Here is a 14,059-nt window from a genome sequence, read left to right on the forward strand (position 1 = left end):
GCCGCTTCACCACCCCCTAACCGCTTCGCGGTATAGGCGGAGTACTGCGACGGATCTTGATAGGGAATAGGGAACAGGGAACGGGGAACGGGGAATCGGGAATCGGGAAATCGGGAATCGGGGGAGAGGGGAATCGAGAATCGGGGAGCGGGGAACGGGAAACGGGGAACAGTTGAGAGTTGACAGTTTCTCCTCCTCTCCCTTACTCCCTTGTCCCTTGTCTTCACTCTTCACTCTTCCCTCTCCCTTGCTCCCCCTCTCCCCCTCTCCCCCTCTCCCCCTCTACCCCTTCCAGAGCGTTGGCACGATCGATCTGTCGTTCGCAGGAGCGTTTGAGATGGCTGAAGAATTCCCGTAGGATTCTCGCTTTGAGCGATCGCGCGATTTCGGATTTCGTATCGCCGAGAGACTGTTGAATTTCCGCATCGAGACCGTTAGCCCACTGTTCGATCGTCGTCGTTGCCATTTTAAGATATTGGTTGGCCGAGTCTTGCGCTGCTTTTTCGACTTCGATGTGAGCTTGAATCGAGGGATTGAGAGGAGGGCGCGGCGCGTTCGAGACATCGAGTCGGGTGGTTCGTCGCATTCCCGTTTCGCCTTCAATGGGAAAGGCCACCGTCATGTCTAACTCGTCTTCGTCGTCGGCGGCGAGTAGGGGTAAATCGGGCATGGTAAATCGAACGCCGTCGCGGCCGTAAAACGAGGACATAGCCTCGTAGAGTCCCCGCGCGATCGGCTCGTATTCTTGAGGGCGATCGAGGCAGTGAGCCGCCCCAAACAGTCGTAATGCTAACAAAGCGGGAGTCGGGCAGATCTCGAATAACGATCGCGCCAACGTGTCGAATTCTTGATGGTTGAGTTGGTTCCAGTCGGCGAGGATATAGCTGAACTTACCGTGAATGGCGGAGTAGATAAGGATTTTAGCTTGACTGAGGCTGGCCACCTGAGACAGTTGCGATCGCAAATCGAACCAGCGATCGGTACGCGACAAAGGCTCGATCTCGTCGGATTCGAGACTGACGCTATCAGGTACGACGGGATAAATCGACTCTAAGGTCGTAACGAGACGAACGGCGAGGTTGAAATACAGAGATTTTTTATTAATGCGGGAGACGACGCGTACCAGCGTTTCGCGCAACTGAGTTAAAGAGGGGATCGTTGCCCGCACCTGAGCCACCAGCGTTAACCAGTCGATCGCGTGGAGTTTTTGGGAGTCGTTTTCCCAGCGATGCTGACAGGCACATACCAACAGTTTTTTTAAGCGTTCGGAATCGGGGTCGTTTTCCAACCGCGCGATCGCCGACTCAAACGATTCTGGTTTCTTCATACCAATTGTGGAGTACCACAGACGTTTCTCGCCGCAATCGGCCGAACGATATCAGTTCGACTGCCCTATATCGATCTTACGACTTGAATGCGGTTTCGGTGTATCCAATGCAGCGCGAGCGTCAGTAATATCCGCAAGGCGATCGGGATAGCGGGCGCGATCGCACCTCCTGCGTCCAAGAAAACGCGGTTTTGAGGCGAAAAGGCGACGACGGCTCTTAAAAGCCTAACGTTTCGTCGTATTTGAGCTGGGTAAAAACTCGATAGTTGTCTAAATGTTTTTCTCCAGGGCGATCGCTGTATTCTTTCACGGCGACTAAGCTATATTCGATATCCTTCGAGGCGATCGCGAGAGCGATTTTCAAGATTTCAAACAGCGGCACCACCCGCTTGGCAGTCTCGTGAGGTTGTCGCTCGTAATACCTTAACAATGCTGCCGCACACTGTTCGAGGCGATCGCGCGATTCGGGAGAGACCAGCAAGAGTTTCATTAAAGTTGAGGTTAACGTCAAAAACTTACCTCGGCTCACTAATTTTAAAAAGAGCGAAGAGGGTGTTTGGTAATCTTCCGTCATCAGAAGATTCACGATTTCATTGCAAGTTGTTAATCTCAATCCATCTGTAGTTGGGTTGAGATTCTGTCGAGCGAACAAACAATTTAACTTTTGTCCGATCTCAATACTAATCCAATTTTTTGTTTCACTTTGTTCGGCACAAAACACTAAATACAATAATAATATTTTTTTAAATTTTTGATAATTTTCTCGTTGTGTTTTACGAGTAAATAATTGAGCTTTTTTATATTGTTGCGAAGAAAACGAACTCGCTAATATCGTTTTTAGAATTTGCAAAAAATCATCACCAAAAATAGTTGGATTGTGTTCGGGAGTCTCAAACTGAGATTGAGAGCGAGCTACGTAAAGAGCCAACTTGAGTTGGAAGCGTTTTTGTAAATATATCGCGAGCCGTCGCGCAAACTGCCGTTGAAATAAAGGACGATTGCGATCGAGAGATATGGATTTCAAGCAAAAATCAAAATAGCGATCGCTCCAGCGAGTCGAGACCGGTTGGTGAGACTCGCTTTGTAAATACAGTGCGATCGTGCGTCGTAAATCGTCGTAATCTGGGCTGCTGTAAAACGATTCAAACCAAGTACGAACCCTGTAAGGTAACAATAAAGGCGTAAACTGCTGAGGTGCGAAACTGCGATCGAGTCGTTCGAGAAACTCACGACAGGCTTCTAAATTTCGAGACTGCGCCCAAGATACGAACAACAGATAAATCGATTCTTGAAAACTCTCTAAAAAATATCGCTCGCACTGGTGTTTAATGAGTTCTTTAACAACCGAAGCCGCCGCATTATCGGGAATTGGAAACGGTGAAAACCAAAATTTAAAAAAACGATCGACTGCCTGAGTCGCAACGGGGAGCTGGGCGATCTCTTGAAAATACTTACGAATTTCAGCGAGATCGGCAGACGAGGGGAGAAATCCAAACGTAGAGAAATTCGGAGAAGATTGAGAAGTCACGATCGTACCTCAAACAAAAATTATGCGAGTGCTGGTTCGAGAGATTTTGAGCGTTTTAACCTGCAACCCCGACATCAAGACCCAAATTTCAGCATTCGAGCATCTCTAGACTCAAATCGCCTCGAGGCGAGGATAACTAACCGTACCCTCGAGCCTTCGACTGGATTCGACAATCTATATCGCTACTTTTATTGTTGCCGAAATTAGTCTGCAAGCGTGCGATCGCGAGCCGATACTTACGTGATATTACGGAAGCTAGATCGTGACCGGAAGATTCCCCTCAGTGCGATCGCGATCGCAACGTCACCCACGTCCACAGGATTCGCAATCGTTCGTGATATGATGAAACTCAGCGATTCACCCCGACTGTAGCCGCCAGACGCAACGCCCTCGCGCAACCGAGCAACCCCTGGCGCTCTTCGCTCTTCCCGCACAACTCGCAAATGGCACCCCTCAACGAACCGCTCCCTTGGGAAATCGACGCCAGCAAACCTTTAGTTCCCGTTTTTTGTGAAGGGGACTGCGTCGGATACTGCGAACCCGAGTACGCCAATGAAATCCTAGAGGTGATGAACGAGCAGGAAAAACTGCTCAAAGCCTTGCGTATGGCCTGTGGCGATCTCGTTCGCAAGCGCAAAGGCGATCCCGAAGAAGTCGAAGAACTCGTTCAAAAATACATTCAACGGGCCGAGCGCCCCAAATCCGGCCCTCGTGCCATCGCCCTATTACTGGCCGAACGCCAAAAACAACTCGGGGTCAGTCCCCAAGAATTTCTGAAATTCTGTGATACCTACCGCGTCTCGTCGCAAGACATCAAAAATATGTGCGCCGGCCGAGAAGTCCCTACCGATTTAATCGCGCCTCTGGCCCGTATTCTCGGTACCACCGTCGAACAAGTACAAGACATCCTCGACGGTATCGTCTGAGTTATAAATCCCAATCCGGCTGTTTGATGGGAATGTGAATGAAAAACTCCGTCCCTTTCCCCAATTCCGACTCGCACCAAAAGCGGCCGCGATGCTTGTCGACTACAATTTGATAGCTAATCGAGAGTCCCAATCCCGTACCTTTTCCGACGGGTTTGGTGGTGAAAAAGGGATCGAACAGTTTTTCGAGGATTTCGGGTTTAATCCCCATGCCGTTATCGCGAATACGCACGATGACGCTATCGGGGCGATCGCAGGTGTCAGGAGTTCGATAGTCCTTCGTACTACACACGGCTTCCGTACAAATCGTAATCGTAGGAGCGGCAGGAGCGTCTTGACGGCGGAGTCCCGCTTCTTCCAGAGCGTCGATCGCATTGGCAATGACGTTCATAAACACCTGGTTGAGCAAGCCGGGGAAGCAATCGACGCGGGGCAACTCGCCATAGTATTTAATCACCCGCACGGCGGCGAGATCCCCTTTCCCTTTCAAGCGATTGTGCAAAATTAGCAGCGTGTTTTCGAGACCTTCGTGAAGGTTGACGGGTTTGACTTCGGCTTCGTCGAGGCGAGAGAAATTCCGCAGAGAAACGACAATTTGACGAATGCGCTCGGCACCCATTTTCATCGAATCGAGGAGTTTGGGCAGGTCGTCTTCGAGAAAGTCGAGGTCGATGTCTTCAATTTCGTTTTCGATGGCTTCAGGAGGATTGGGAACGAGATCGCGATAGAGCTGAACCAACTCCAGTAAATCTTCAATGTAGGTTTCGGCGTGACCGATATTTCCCGTAATGAAGTTAACGGGATTGTTAATTTCGTGAGCGATACCGGCCACCATCTGCCCCAAACTCGACATCTTTTCCTGTTGGATGAGTTGGGCTTCCGTTTGTTTGAGATGTTCCATCGCCTCTTGAAGCTGGCGAGCTTGAGTTTGTGCGGCGAGGGCGGCGGCACAGGTTTTAGCATAGAGTTCGGCTTGGTCGATCGCGATCGCCAGTTGATCGACGACAGCTTGGAGGAGTTCGACTTCCGTTTCCGTCCAGGGGCGAGGCGTCGTGTGACAGCAAACGATCGCCCCGAACTGTCCCGATCGCGTACCCAACGGTAGGGTTAGTTGGGAAGCCACATCGAGGGATTGCAGGAAATCGCGAGTATCGGTGTTAGCGTCGGTGATATCGTCGATCTGCTCGAGTTCCAGCGTCCAGATTTTGGGAGCCAGGCGATCGCTTTGAGACAAGAAACTTTCACCTAAAAAACTCGTCAGATGCGGCTCGCGGGCTTCGTGGGTCACGGCCAGCGTCAAGTTGGAATCGCTTTGAGAAGAACACCATAGATAGTAACAGCGATCGATTTGGAGTAAGGCACGAATTTCGTGAACCGCCGTGTCTAAAATCGTATCGAGATCGAGAGAGTTGCGGATTTGTCCGGCCAGACGAAACAGTAGAGATTTGCGGCGGTTGACGAGGGCTTCGCGAGCCCAGACGCGATCGACTGACAGCCCGATTCCGCTCGTGACCCAGTTGAGAATACTCGAGCAGTCTTGCGTCCAAGGATGCTGAGAACACAGCGTCACGACGCCGAGAAGTCGTTCCTCGATGACGAGGGGATAGCAGGCCAAACCGACGATTCCCTGATGCTGCGCCCAGTTGACGAGTTCGCGAAAACCCGGAATCGACGAGCGATCGAGGTGAGGAGCATCTCGGTTGAGGGTATTGTTGACGTAGGGTTGTCGCACTTGGGCGACCCAACCGACGAGAGACTCCCCGAGGGACGTGTGGGGAGGAAACAGGTAGTCGGGAAGCGAACGTCCGGCCATGGCCTGTCGAACGAGAGTCGAAGACGATCGCCCGTTTGAGGTGGGGGTGAAGTCGGCATGGGGGACGACATCGTCGGCATTGACGAGCCAAATGGCGGCCGCAGCCGCGTCGAGATTTTGAGACAGAGCCTCAACGCACAGTTCGAGACTTTTCGAGAGGGTTTGACTTTGTGCCAGGGCTGCACTGACGGCGGTGACGAGGGCAGAGAGATGAGCCTGTTCGAGAAGGGCGTTTTCCGTGTGTTTGTGGTGGGTGACGTCGCGAAAGTAAATCGAGAGGCGATCGCTTTCTGGATGAACTCGCACTTCGAGCCAGATGCCGAGTGGTTCGTAATATTCTTCAAAATGACGACAGGTTTGAGTCTCGAAAGCCGCTTGGCACTCTGAGGCAAAGATGGAGTCTTTGAGTGCCGGAAAGACGTCCCAAACCGTCTGACCGAGGAGGTCGGACTTATCGACGTTCCAGAGTTTTTCGCCCCGGCGGTTGACGTAAACGAACTTCCAATCTCGATCGATGGCGAAAAAGGCTTCGGTAATACTTTCGAGAATCTCGACGATACCGTGATAGGAGGGAAGGGGAAAGTGTTTGGCAAAACCGGGGCGGAGGGTTTGATGCCAGTTTTGGCGGAGGAGGTCGAAGCCCATATCGCCGACTGAAAACTGAGTGCCGAATTCTCGCAACGCCTGTAGCGATCGCGTGGCTTGACGGCTGAGGGTTTCGAGGGCTTGCTGTTGGTCGGCGTCGAGATGGTGCGGCTCGTAATCTAAGACGCAGAGCGTCCCGACTACAGAACCGTTGGGTGTCACCAGGGGAACCCCCACGTAGAAGCGATAGTGAGGGGAACTGGTTATAAAAGGAAGTTTTGCAAAGTGAGGGTTCTCTTGCAGGTCGGGAACGATCGTTAGGTGGGGGTCTTTGACCGTGGCCGCACAGAGGTCGAAGCACAATGAAAAGCGATCGGGTTCGATGCCGATCGCTGCTTTGACCCAGTAGCGAGGTCGCTCGGTGTCGGTTCCTCTCACCGTGTTGATAAAGCCAATTAAGGCGATCGGAGCGTGACAAATGTAGGTGGCCAAACGAGCCACATCTTCAAACGCTTCGTTAGGTTGAGTATCGAAGGCAAGGGAAGATGCCACAGTAGAGGAGTCTTTCAAGGAGTTTTGACGACGATACGAGTGAGACGGATAACCGAACATGGTTTTGCCTTGAAGCGTTTGAAGATACTCGCCCGGCCTGTCAGTCCGAGAGAGGTTTCGGGGCGGACGATCGATCGGGGCGATCGCTCCAATGGGGACAGTCTCATGTCGAACGCACGAGGTATCGCGATCGCCATCAGAGGCGACCCGACTGTCGATTGAAATTCCGCCGGATGAGTTCGAGATCGCTCGCTCTGCTGGGGTCGAGCAACTCTGACCTTTCAATCTTAGCGTACATAACAGTTTTGTTTCGGTTTGCCCTGACAATTCTTACCTTAAATTTGTAAGAACTTATTCTAGATTTAACTCTCTCATCAAATCTATAAGCTACTATCGAAAATTTTAAACAAATTTAACACTCTCCCTCGTGACGAAACCTGTAAAGAACCCGTTCTCGAGCCGTTCGATAACTCGTCAGTTAAATCGATCTATTTAAAACCAGAACGATACGGTTAGGACAACTCGATTCCTCATCGTCTCTCTCGATCGCGCTGCGACAGTTCACTCGAGCCTTCTCTCCAACAACTTGAGGTGAAAGCAGATGTAAGGGTGCGATATACTAAAAGAAATCTAGTTCGATTCCCTATATTTGAGAGTAAGGCCGTTCGGGATCGCTTAAGTTTCTATGAAGATTGCGACCTACTCGAGAAACTGAGTTCGATCGAACGCTCGTCTCGGACGCTCTAAGCCTCAAAATCGGCGAAAATGAGACTTTTGGGACTCAGTTCGATCGGCTTTCTCGTTTCCTAGAGTGCCTCGTGGATCTCGCTAATATCGAAAAACTCACCTTCCCGAATCCGGCAAAAGTGCAATGTGGCGCGATCGCGACCGACTCGAACCCAGTCTCAATTATCTGCCAACAAAAACCATGACGCTTGCATAGTCGCTAACAAGACTTTCAAGAGAGTTCCTTCTCAAATATACTCGAACGAAACACCATCTGAAACCGATAAAGATACCCAATTTTAACGGCTGAGCGCACAGCTCGATCGGGTTCGAGCCGACGCTGGAGATAAACCGATTCCCCTGGTACTCAAAGGAAATCCGATGTCTGGAACTGCAATGACCCCCCCAACCGTTCTCGCTGTCGATGACAGTCCCGTCATGCAAAAAACGATCCAACGCATTTTGGGGGACGACTATCGAGTATTGCTGGCTGACAATGCCTTGGATGCCTTGAGTGCGATCTATCACGAACCCATCTCGGTCGTCCTGTTGGATGTCTCGATGCCAGAAATCGACGGTCTCGAAATGTGTCGGACGGTACGGAGTTTACCCCAATTTCAATCGTTACCCATCATCATGCTCACCGCTCGCGACAAAGCCTTCGATAAAGTGAAAGGGCATCTGGCCGGTGCGACGGAGTATCTTACCAAACCGTTCGACGCCGATCGCTTGCGAGAAGTCGTCGGTCAGTACGCCAAACACAACTCCACCTCACCGGCCGAATCGTAACCCTCCCGAGTCCCCCACCTCGCAACCTCGATAACATTGCCTTTTTAGGGGGTTCGTGCGAGGATCGATACAGCCAGATCGCACTGGCTAAATACATCGAGCGATCTTCGAGACGGTCGCCACTGGCATAACGTAGCCACTGCCACCCCCCACCTTCAACCGTGCAGGATTTCCATGAGCGATCCGTTTCCCAATCCCTTTGGCGGCGGTCCGAACCCGTTTGGCGACAACCGCGACTTACCCCAAGATCCCGTCTACGATCGCAGCGAACCTCCCGACGTGAGTTCGGAGGATCTCTCTACATCCAAACGTCGCGGTTCGGCCGGCCCGATTTTGCGGAAATACTATCTCATATTGCTCGCCTGCGGGTTACTCTTAGGACTTTTCGTTGCCATCGGCGTCGTCAAAGTCATCACCCACTTGGGACTCAATGAAGTCCCCGCACAAGTCGAGTAGTCTTTTGGAGAAAGGGAGAGGGGGAGAGGGGGGAGAGGGGGAGAGGGGGAGAGGGGGAGAAACTGCTGACTGTTCCCTGTTCCCCGTTCCCTGTTCCCTGTTCACTGTTCCCTGCTCCCCGTTCCCTGTTCCCTGTTCCCTGTTCCCTGTTCACTGTTCACTGTAAAAGTCGAGTACACTAGAAATCGAGTTCGATCGCAGGGTTTGTTGACCTTAACCGTTATGTCTACCCTCCTTGGTTTAGTTCTTATCCTCGTTTACGCCGGTGGTGTTTGGAAATTTTGGCAGGGGTTCCACCGCACGAACTTCGAGCGTGGTTTGGGAAACCAACTGACCCTAGCTCTGTTGTGGCCGGTTCTCGTCGTCGCCAACAAATCCTACCGTCAAAACTTTACCAAAGCCCTCAAAGGAGGGCGATAAAACCGTTGGTAAGTTATTCGAGCGTTAGAATTGCCTAATGTCTGTGTCCGATTCCTTGTCCGATCGCATCGATCGCGTTGCCAAACGCTACAACCGAGAATATAGCGGTGAAGCCGTCGATCTTCCCGACGAAGTCGAAGCCATGCCGCTTTTTCGCGAGTGGGCGACGGGAAAACTCCAACAACGCATCGCCTCGCCGTTTTGGGAAATCGTCAAACCCAAGAAAAACCAACGCTGTCTCGACCTCGGCTGTGGCGTCAGTTTTTTAATTTACCCCTGGACGAGCTGGCAAGCCCTGTTTTACGGACGGGATATCAGTTCTGTCGCCTGCGCTGCCCTCAAATCCCGCGCCCCTCAACTCAACTCCAAACTCTTCAAAAGCGTCACCAAAGGCGGCGCACATCATCTCGACGATTACGAAGACGACTTTTTTGATTTGGTAATTTCTACCGGGGTCAGTTGTTACTATCCCCTCGACTATTGGGAACGGGTCATCAACAGCGTGCGCCGCGTCCTCAAACCCGGCGGACAGTTTATTTTCGACGCGATCGACCCCGATTCCGAACTCGCGGAAGACTGGGCGATTCTCGAAACCTACCTCGGGGCGGAAGTGTTTCTCGAACCCCTGACCGAGTGGGAAAAATTAGTGCGATCGACCCGAACCTCGCGTCTGAGAACGCAAGCCGGAGAACTGTTTACGCTCTACGGTGCGAGGTGGTAGCCGGTTCGAACAACTGGGTATCTCCACAATACCCGGTTTCTGACCGTTAACCGGAGACCGACTGCTCGATCGCCTCAGCTTGCGTCGGTAAGGCAGCGGTAATAACGTCGCGACCGTCTTCCGTGACGAGAACGTCGTCTTCGATGCGAATTCCACGTACGTCGGCGAAATCCTTCAACCGTTCCCAATTCACCGCATCTTTATATTTATCCCGGTTCGCCGAATCGTTGAGAATACCGGGAACCTGGTAAAATCCCGGTTCGATCGTCACCAACATCGACGGTTTCAAGGGACGGTGCAAGCGCAAGAAACACAACCCAAAGCGATCGCTTCGCGCCCGAGCGTTTTCATATCCCGCGTAATCCCCCAAATCTTCCATATCGTGAACGTCCAACCCCAGCAAATGACCGATACCGTGGGGGAAGAACAGGGCATAGGCGTCGGTTTCTACCAAACTCTCAGAATCGCCCCGCAGAATACCCAAATCCACCAAGCCTTCGGCGATGGTTTTCGCAGCCAGTAAGTGAACGGTGCGATATTCGACGCCGGGACGCACCGCTGCGATCGCGCGATCGTGGGCGGCCAGCACCACATCGTAAATCGCCCGCTGCGTCGGGGAAAACTGCCCGTTGACCGGCCAAGTGCGCGTAATATCGGACGCCCAACCGTAAGGCGTTTCTGCCCCCACGTCCGCCAGTAACAAGTCTCCGGCTTCGAGGGGATCGTGATACTGCTCGTTATGCAGCACCTCGCCCCGTACCGTCACGATACTGTTGTAGGAACAGGTCATGTTGTGACCGAGGATAACCCCTTCCATCGCCCCCCGCACCTGGGCTTCCCAATGGGCGGTTTTCGTCGCGGCCATTCCCGCTTTGTGGGCTTCGACGGCCACCGAGGCCGCGTGGCGCAACTCCACCAACGCCCCCGCATCGTGCGTCAGGCGCAGTTGGACGATCGCCCGAACGAGATCGCGATCGATCCCGTGCAGAGAGTCCAGAGGCGAGAGCGATCGCTCTAATACCAAAGCTTGCTGCTGTCGTACCGAATCGTCGAGAACGGCGACGGTGGCAGCGTTTTTCGCACGGGCTGGCAGTTCCGACAGCGGAAACGCCGCATCTGCACCGATCGTGCGGGCGATTTCGTGGCGTTTGAGGCGTTCCCCGTGCCAGAGGGCGTCTCCCGGTTCCGGGTCGTCGAGAAATAGTTCTAATTTTCCCCCTTCGAGCCGAACGGCGGCGTTTTCTAGGGGAAGTCCCGCGAAGTAGAGAAAATGACTGCTGGCGCGAAACGGGTAGCGATTGGCGGGAAAGTTGCGGGGTTTACTGCGCCCAGACCAGAGAACGACGGGAAACTCGACTCGTTCGGCCAGGCGCGATCGCCGCTCGCGTAGGGTGGTTTCGAGGGTGCGATCGCGTAACGCAGAGGAGGGATAGTGACTACCGAGCAGCATGGCGCACACTGTTATCGACTAGCGATTCTTAATTTAACTAATTTAACGGGTTTAGCGAGAGTTGCAGGCTAGAAAATCCGCTGGTCGGTGTTCTCCGGCTTGCATATCGAGCAAAACGAACGTGTAGAGTTCGATCGGGGTTGCAGACGGGTACGAATTGTGTCTTCGATCCAAGGTATCACCCAATCTCGAACGAAATGTCACAATAAAACGAGTGATACGGCGATCGCATGAAACGCTTTGGACAACGACTCGGCAACTGGCTCGAAACCCACTGGGTCAAACCCGCCTATGCAGGGGGGTTGTGTTTGGCACTGTCTCTGTTTTACTTTGCCTCGGCGACAAACACCATGTCGGGGTGGTTGTACGCCATTAGCGGCGCGAATTTTGCCCTCTTGGGACTGGCGGCGATTTTACCGGTGCGATCGCTGCGTCGATTGACCGTGCGCCGACATCCCATCGACCCCGTCAGTTGCGGGGAACGCTTCACGGTAACGCTCGACATCGAACCCCCCCCGTCTCGCCCCGGATGGTTCGGATCTTTCGGACTCTTGCAGGTGGCTGACGCTATCCCCCACCCACTGGGAAGCTTCCCCAAAACGGCGATCGAAAAGATTTCCGCAGGAGGTCGCCATCGCTGGATTTATACGCAACTGGCTCCCCGTCGCGGCGTCTACCGCTGGAACGAAGTTCAACTGAAAACCGCCGCACCGTTGGGGTTGTTTTGGTGTCGCCGCCCTCGTCAAGCACCCGCCAAAGCGATCGTCTATCCGACGGTTCTGCCCCTGCAACGCTGTCCCCTCATCGACGGAATCGGACGAGAAGACAATCCGATTTTTTCAGTCGAGGAACGACACGTACAAGCCGCCTCGGAAGGCTTGACTCGCGCCCTGCGTCCCTATCGCTTCGGCGACCCCATGCGGATGATTCACTGGCGCACGAGCGCTCGATACGGAGAGTTACGCGTTCGCGAGCTAGAGGTGTTTCAAAGCGGACTCGATGCGGTTATCGCCCTCGATACGGCTTCGACGTGGAATCCCGAGGCGTTTGAGGAGGCGGCGATCGCTGCGGCGTCGTTATATTTTTATGCGAGTCGCCAACAGCTTAGTGTGAAGTTTTGGAGCGCTCGCACTGGCTCGATTCAAGGCCATCGCGTCGTTCTCGAGGCGTTAGCCGAAGCCCATTTTAACGAAATGCCGATGGGAGAACTGCTTCCCGATCGCCCTACGATTTGGTTGACGAGTACACCCGATCGCCTCGGCGATCTTCCGTCTAACAGTCGTTGGGTGCTGTGGTCGGAAACACCGTCAGTCAAATCGCCATATCGGGGAATTGCGATCGCTCCTCAAACCGATCTGCAACAGCAATTGCAATCGATTCCGACGACCCGTTTCAGACCGTAAATTTCGCGATTTTCAACCCTGTTTGAGAAAGCCTCTCGGTTGTCACTCTGGGGATCGCGGATAGAGCTGTACGCCAAGGTCAGCCGGTTTACCGAAATACGGCCAGCTCGTAACGAGAGAACTTACGCCAGTTGCAGCATAGGTTGCGATGTTCTCGCGATCGATTCCGCCCGCCGCCGCCAGCTTCAAACGGGGAAATCGAACCTGAAGAACTTTGACCGTTCGTGTCAAAACTTCAGGGGAAAACTTGTCGAATTGAAGAAAATCGATATCGGTTTTCGCGACTTTAAAAGCATCGTCTTCGTGACTGACTTCGACGCCGATCGCTTTTTCGGGAAACCGTTCTCGCAGGTGTTGGGAAAATTGCACGAAGCCTTCGATTCCGCCGAGAAAGGCGAGATGGCGATCGAACACCAACACGGTTTCGGACAAACCCAAACGATGGGGTTGTGCGCCTCCAGCTAAAACAGCTTTCACCGACAAGGCTTTCGTCCCTGGTAAGACTTTGCGAGTGGTGACGACGCACGCTTTCGGATTGACAGAACGAACGATATCGACGAGCGTTTTCGTGCGCGTGGCGATTCCCGAAGCGTGTTCCATGAGGTTGAGAGCGACTCGCCAAGTCTGGTGCAGCACTCCCGCCGAACCTTCAGCAGTTAGAATTGTAGTATTTTCGGGTAGGTACGTCCCGCTGGCGACGCAATCCTCAACCGTCGCACCACATCGCGTCAGAATTCGTACCGCTTCTTCCACCCCACAGACGACGGTGGGGTGGCGAGTGGAAAATTCAATCCGTCCTGGGATTTGGGAAATTCCCAATCCAGTGGTGGTTAAGTCGAAATAGGGAATGTCTTCTCGAATGAGGCGATCGATCTCAGAGTCGCTAAACCAAACCGTCATCTTTCTTCGGCACGGAGACCCCCGCTATACCCGTAAGGGTTAGCGGGGGGAGGAAGTGCCGCCTCCAATGTTAGGTTTACACCGTTTTTTGGATGAATTAAAATGGGAACATGACTCAAGCAATAACGGTTAAATGCAAGCTGATAGTTCCAGCCGAGTTGACCGAAAAGATCGATGAGACTCTGGTGGGCTTTGCTGAGGCTTGCAACCAAATATTGCAAACAGCTAAAGAACACAATGTCTGGAACACGACCAAGCTGCATCACCTGACGTATAAGCCAGTTCGAGAAGCCACCGAACTCAAAGCCAATCACGTTTGTCAGGCAATTCGCCGCGTCGTCAATCAACGAAAAGCCACCCAACAAATCCACAAGTTTCGCCCCACCGGCGTTAGTCTCGACGTTCGGACATTCAAATACATTGAGTCCAAACAACAGGTCGGTGTGACTCTGAAGTCGGGACG

The 14,059-nt window shown here is 52.9% G+C and carries 11 protein-coding genes and 1 pseudogene; 7 read left to right on the top strand and 5 right to left on the bottom strand.

The window, feature by feature from the left end:
- Positions 1-223: 223 nt before the first annotated feature.
- Both GEI7105_RS0113110 and GEI7105_RS0113120 read right to left on the bottom strand, forming a co-directional pair.
- Positions 224-1,327, bottom strand: coding sequence for a hypothetical protein (locus tag GEI7105_RS0113110; protein WP_017660913.1), 1,104 nt, complete (start codon positions 1,325-1,327; stop codon positions 224-226).
- A gap of 217 nt (positions 1,328-1,544) precedes the next feature.
- Entirely contained in the window at positions 1,545-2,855 is a 1,311-nt protein-coding gene (locus GEI7105_RS0113120; RefSeq protein ID WP_017660915.1) for a Sll1247 family protein, read from the bottom strand.
- A gap of 443 nt (positions 2,856-3,298) precedes the next feature.
- Here GEI7105_RS0113120 and GEI7105_RS0113130 point away from each other — a divergent pair, with 443 nt between their 5' ends.
- A complete protein-coding gene (locus GEI7105_RS0113130) occupies positions 3,299-3,781 on the top strand; it encodes a hypothetical protein (protein WP_017660916.1) in 483 nt (160 codons plus the stop codon).
- Between the two features lies 1 nt (position 3,782).
- Here the strand turns inward: GEI7105_RS0113130 and GEI7105_RS0113135 are convergent, their stop codons facing one another.
- A complete protein-coding gene (locus GEI7105_RS0113135) occupies positions 3,783-7,016 on the bottom strand; it encodes a GAF domain-containing protein (protein WP_017660917.1) in 3,234 nt (1,077 codons plus the stop codon).
- A gap of 822 nt (positions 7,017-7,838) precedes the next feature.
- Between GEI7105_RS0113135 and GEI7105_RS0113145 the strand changes: the two genes are divergently transcribed.
- From GEI7105_RS0113145 to GEI7105_RS0113160, 4 genes are all read left to right on the top strand, one after another.
- Complete coding sequence (locus GEI7105_RS0113145; protein WP_026097637.1) at positions 7,839-8,246, top strand: response regulator; 408 nt, start codon at positions 7,839-7,841, stop codon at positions 8,244-8,246.
- A 174-nt stretch (positions 8,247-8,420) separates the two neighbouring features.
- Positions 8,421-8,702, top strand: coding sequence for a hypothetical protein (locus GEI7105_RS30375; RefSeq protein ID WP_017660920.1), 282 nt, complete (start codon positions 8,421-8,423; stop codon positions 8,700-8,702).
- A 222-nt stretch (positions 8,703-8,924) separates the two neighbouring features.
- Positions 8,925-9,122 (top strand): hypothetical protein, encoded by a 198-nt coding sequence (locus GEI7105_RS0113155; protein WP_017660921.1) that lies wholly within the window; start codon positions 8,925-8,927, stop codon positions 9,120-9,122.
- Between the two features lie 37 nt (positions 9,123-9,159).
- Positions 9,160-9,843 carry a class I SAM-dependent methyltransferase gene (locus tag GEI7105_RS0113160; protein ID WP_017660922.1) on the top strand — a complete coding sequence of 228 codons (684 nt, stop codon included), beginning with the start codon at positions 9,160-9,162 and terminating at the stop codon, positions 9,841-9,843.
- Positions 9,844-9,889: 46 nt separating this feature from the next.
- Here GEI7105_RS0113160 and GEI7105_RS0113165 read toward each other — a convergent pair whose 3' ends face one another.
- Positions 9,890-11,293 carry an aminopeptidase P family protein gene (locus GEI7105_RS0113165; RefSeq protein WP_017660923.1) on the bottom strand — a complete coding sequence of 468 codons (1,404 nt, stop codon included), beginning with the start codon at positions 11,291-11,293 and terminating at the stop codon, positions 9,890-9,892.
- Between the two features lie 230 nt (positions 11,294-11,523).
- On the opposite strand from GEI7105_RS0113165, the gene GEI7105_RS0113175 reads away from it, so the two are divergent.
- On the top strand, positions 11,524-12,696 hold the full coding sequence (locus GEI7105_RS0113175) for a DUF58 domain-containing protein (RefSeq protein ID WP_017660925.1): 1,173 nt from the start codon (positions 11,524-11,526) through the stop codon (positions 12,694-12,696).
- Between the two features lie 42 nt (positions 12,697-12,738).
- On the opposite strand, the gene modD is transcribed toward GEI7105_RS0113175, so the two are convergent.
- Positions 12,739-13,596 (bottom strand): ModD protein, encoded by an 858-nt coding sequence (gene modD, locus GEI7105_RS0113180; protein ID WP_017660926.1) that lies wholly within the window; start codon positions 13,594-13,596, stop codon positions 12,739-12,741.
- Between the two features lie 215 nt (positions 13,597-13,811).
- Here modD and GEI7105_RS39485 point away from each other — a divergent pair.
- Positions 13,812-14,059, top strand: a pseudogene (locus tag GEI7105_RS39485) (RNA-guided endonuclease TnpB family protein); the annotation flags it as partial.

This window comes from Baaleninema simplex PCC 7105 (genome assembly GCF_000332355.1).
Classification (GTDB): domain Bacteria; phylum Cyanobacteriota; class Cyanobacteriia; order Cyanobacteriales; family Geitlerinemataceae; genus Baaleninema; species Baaleninema simplex.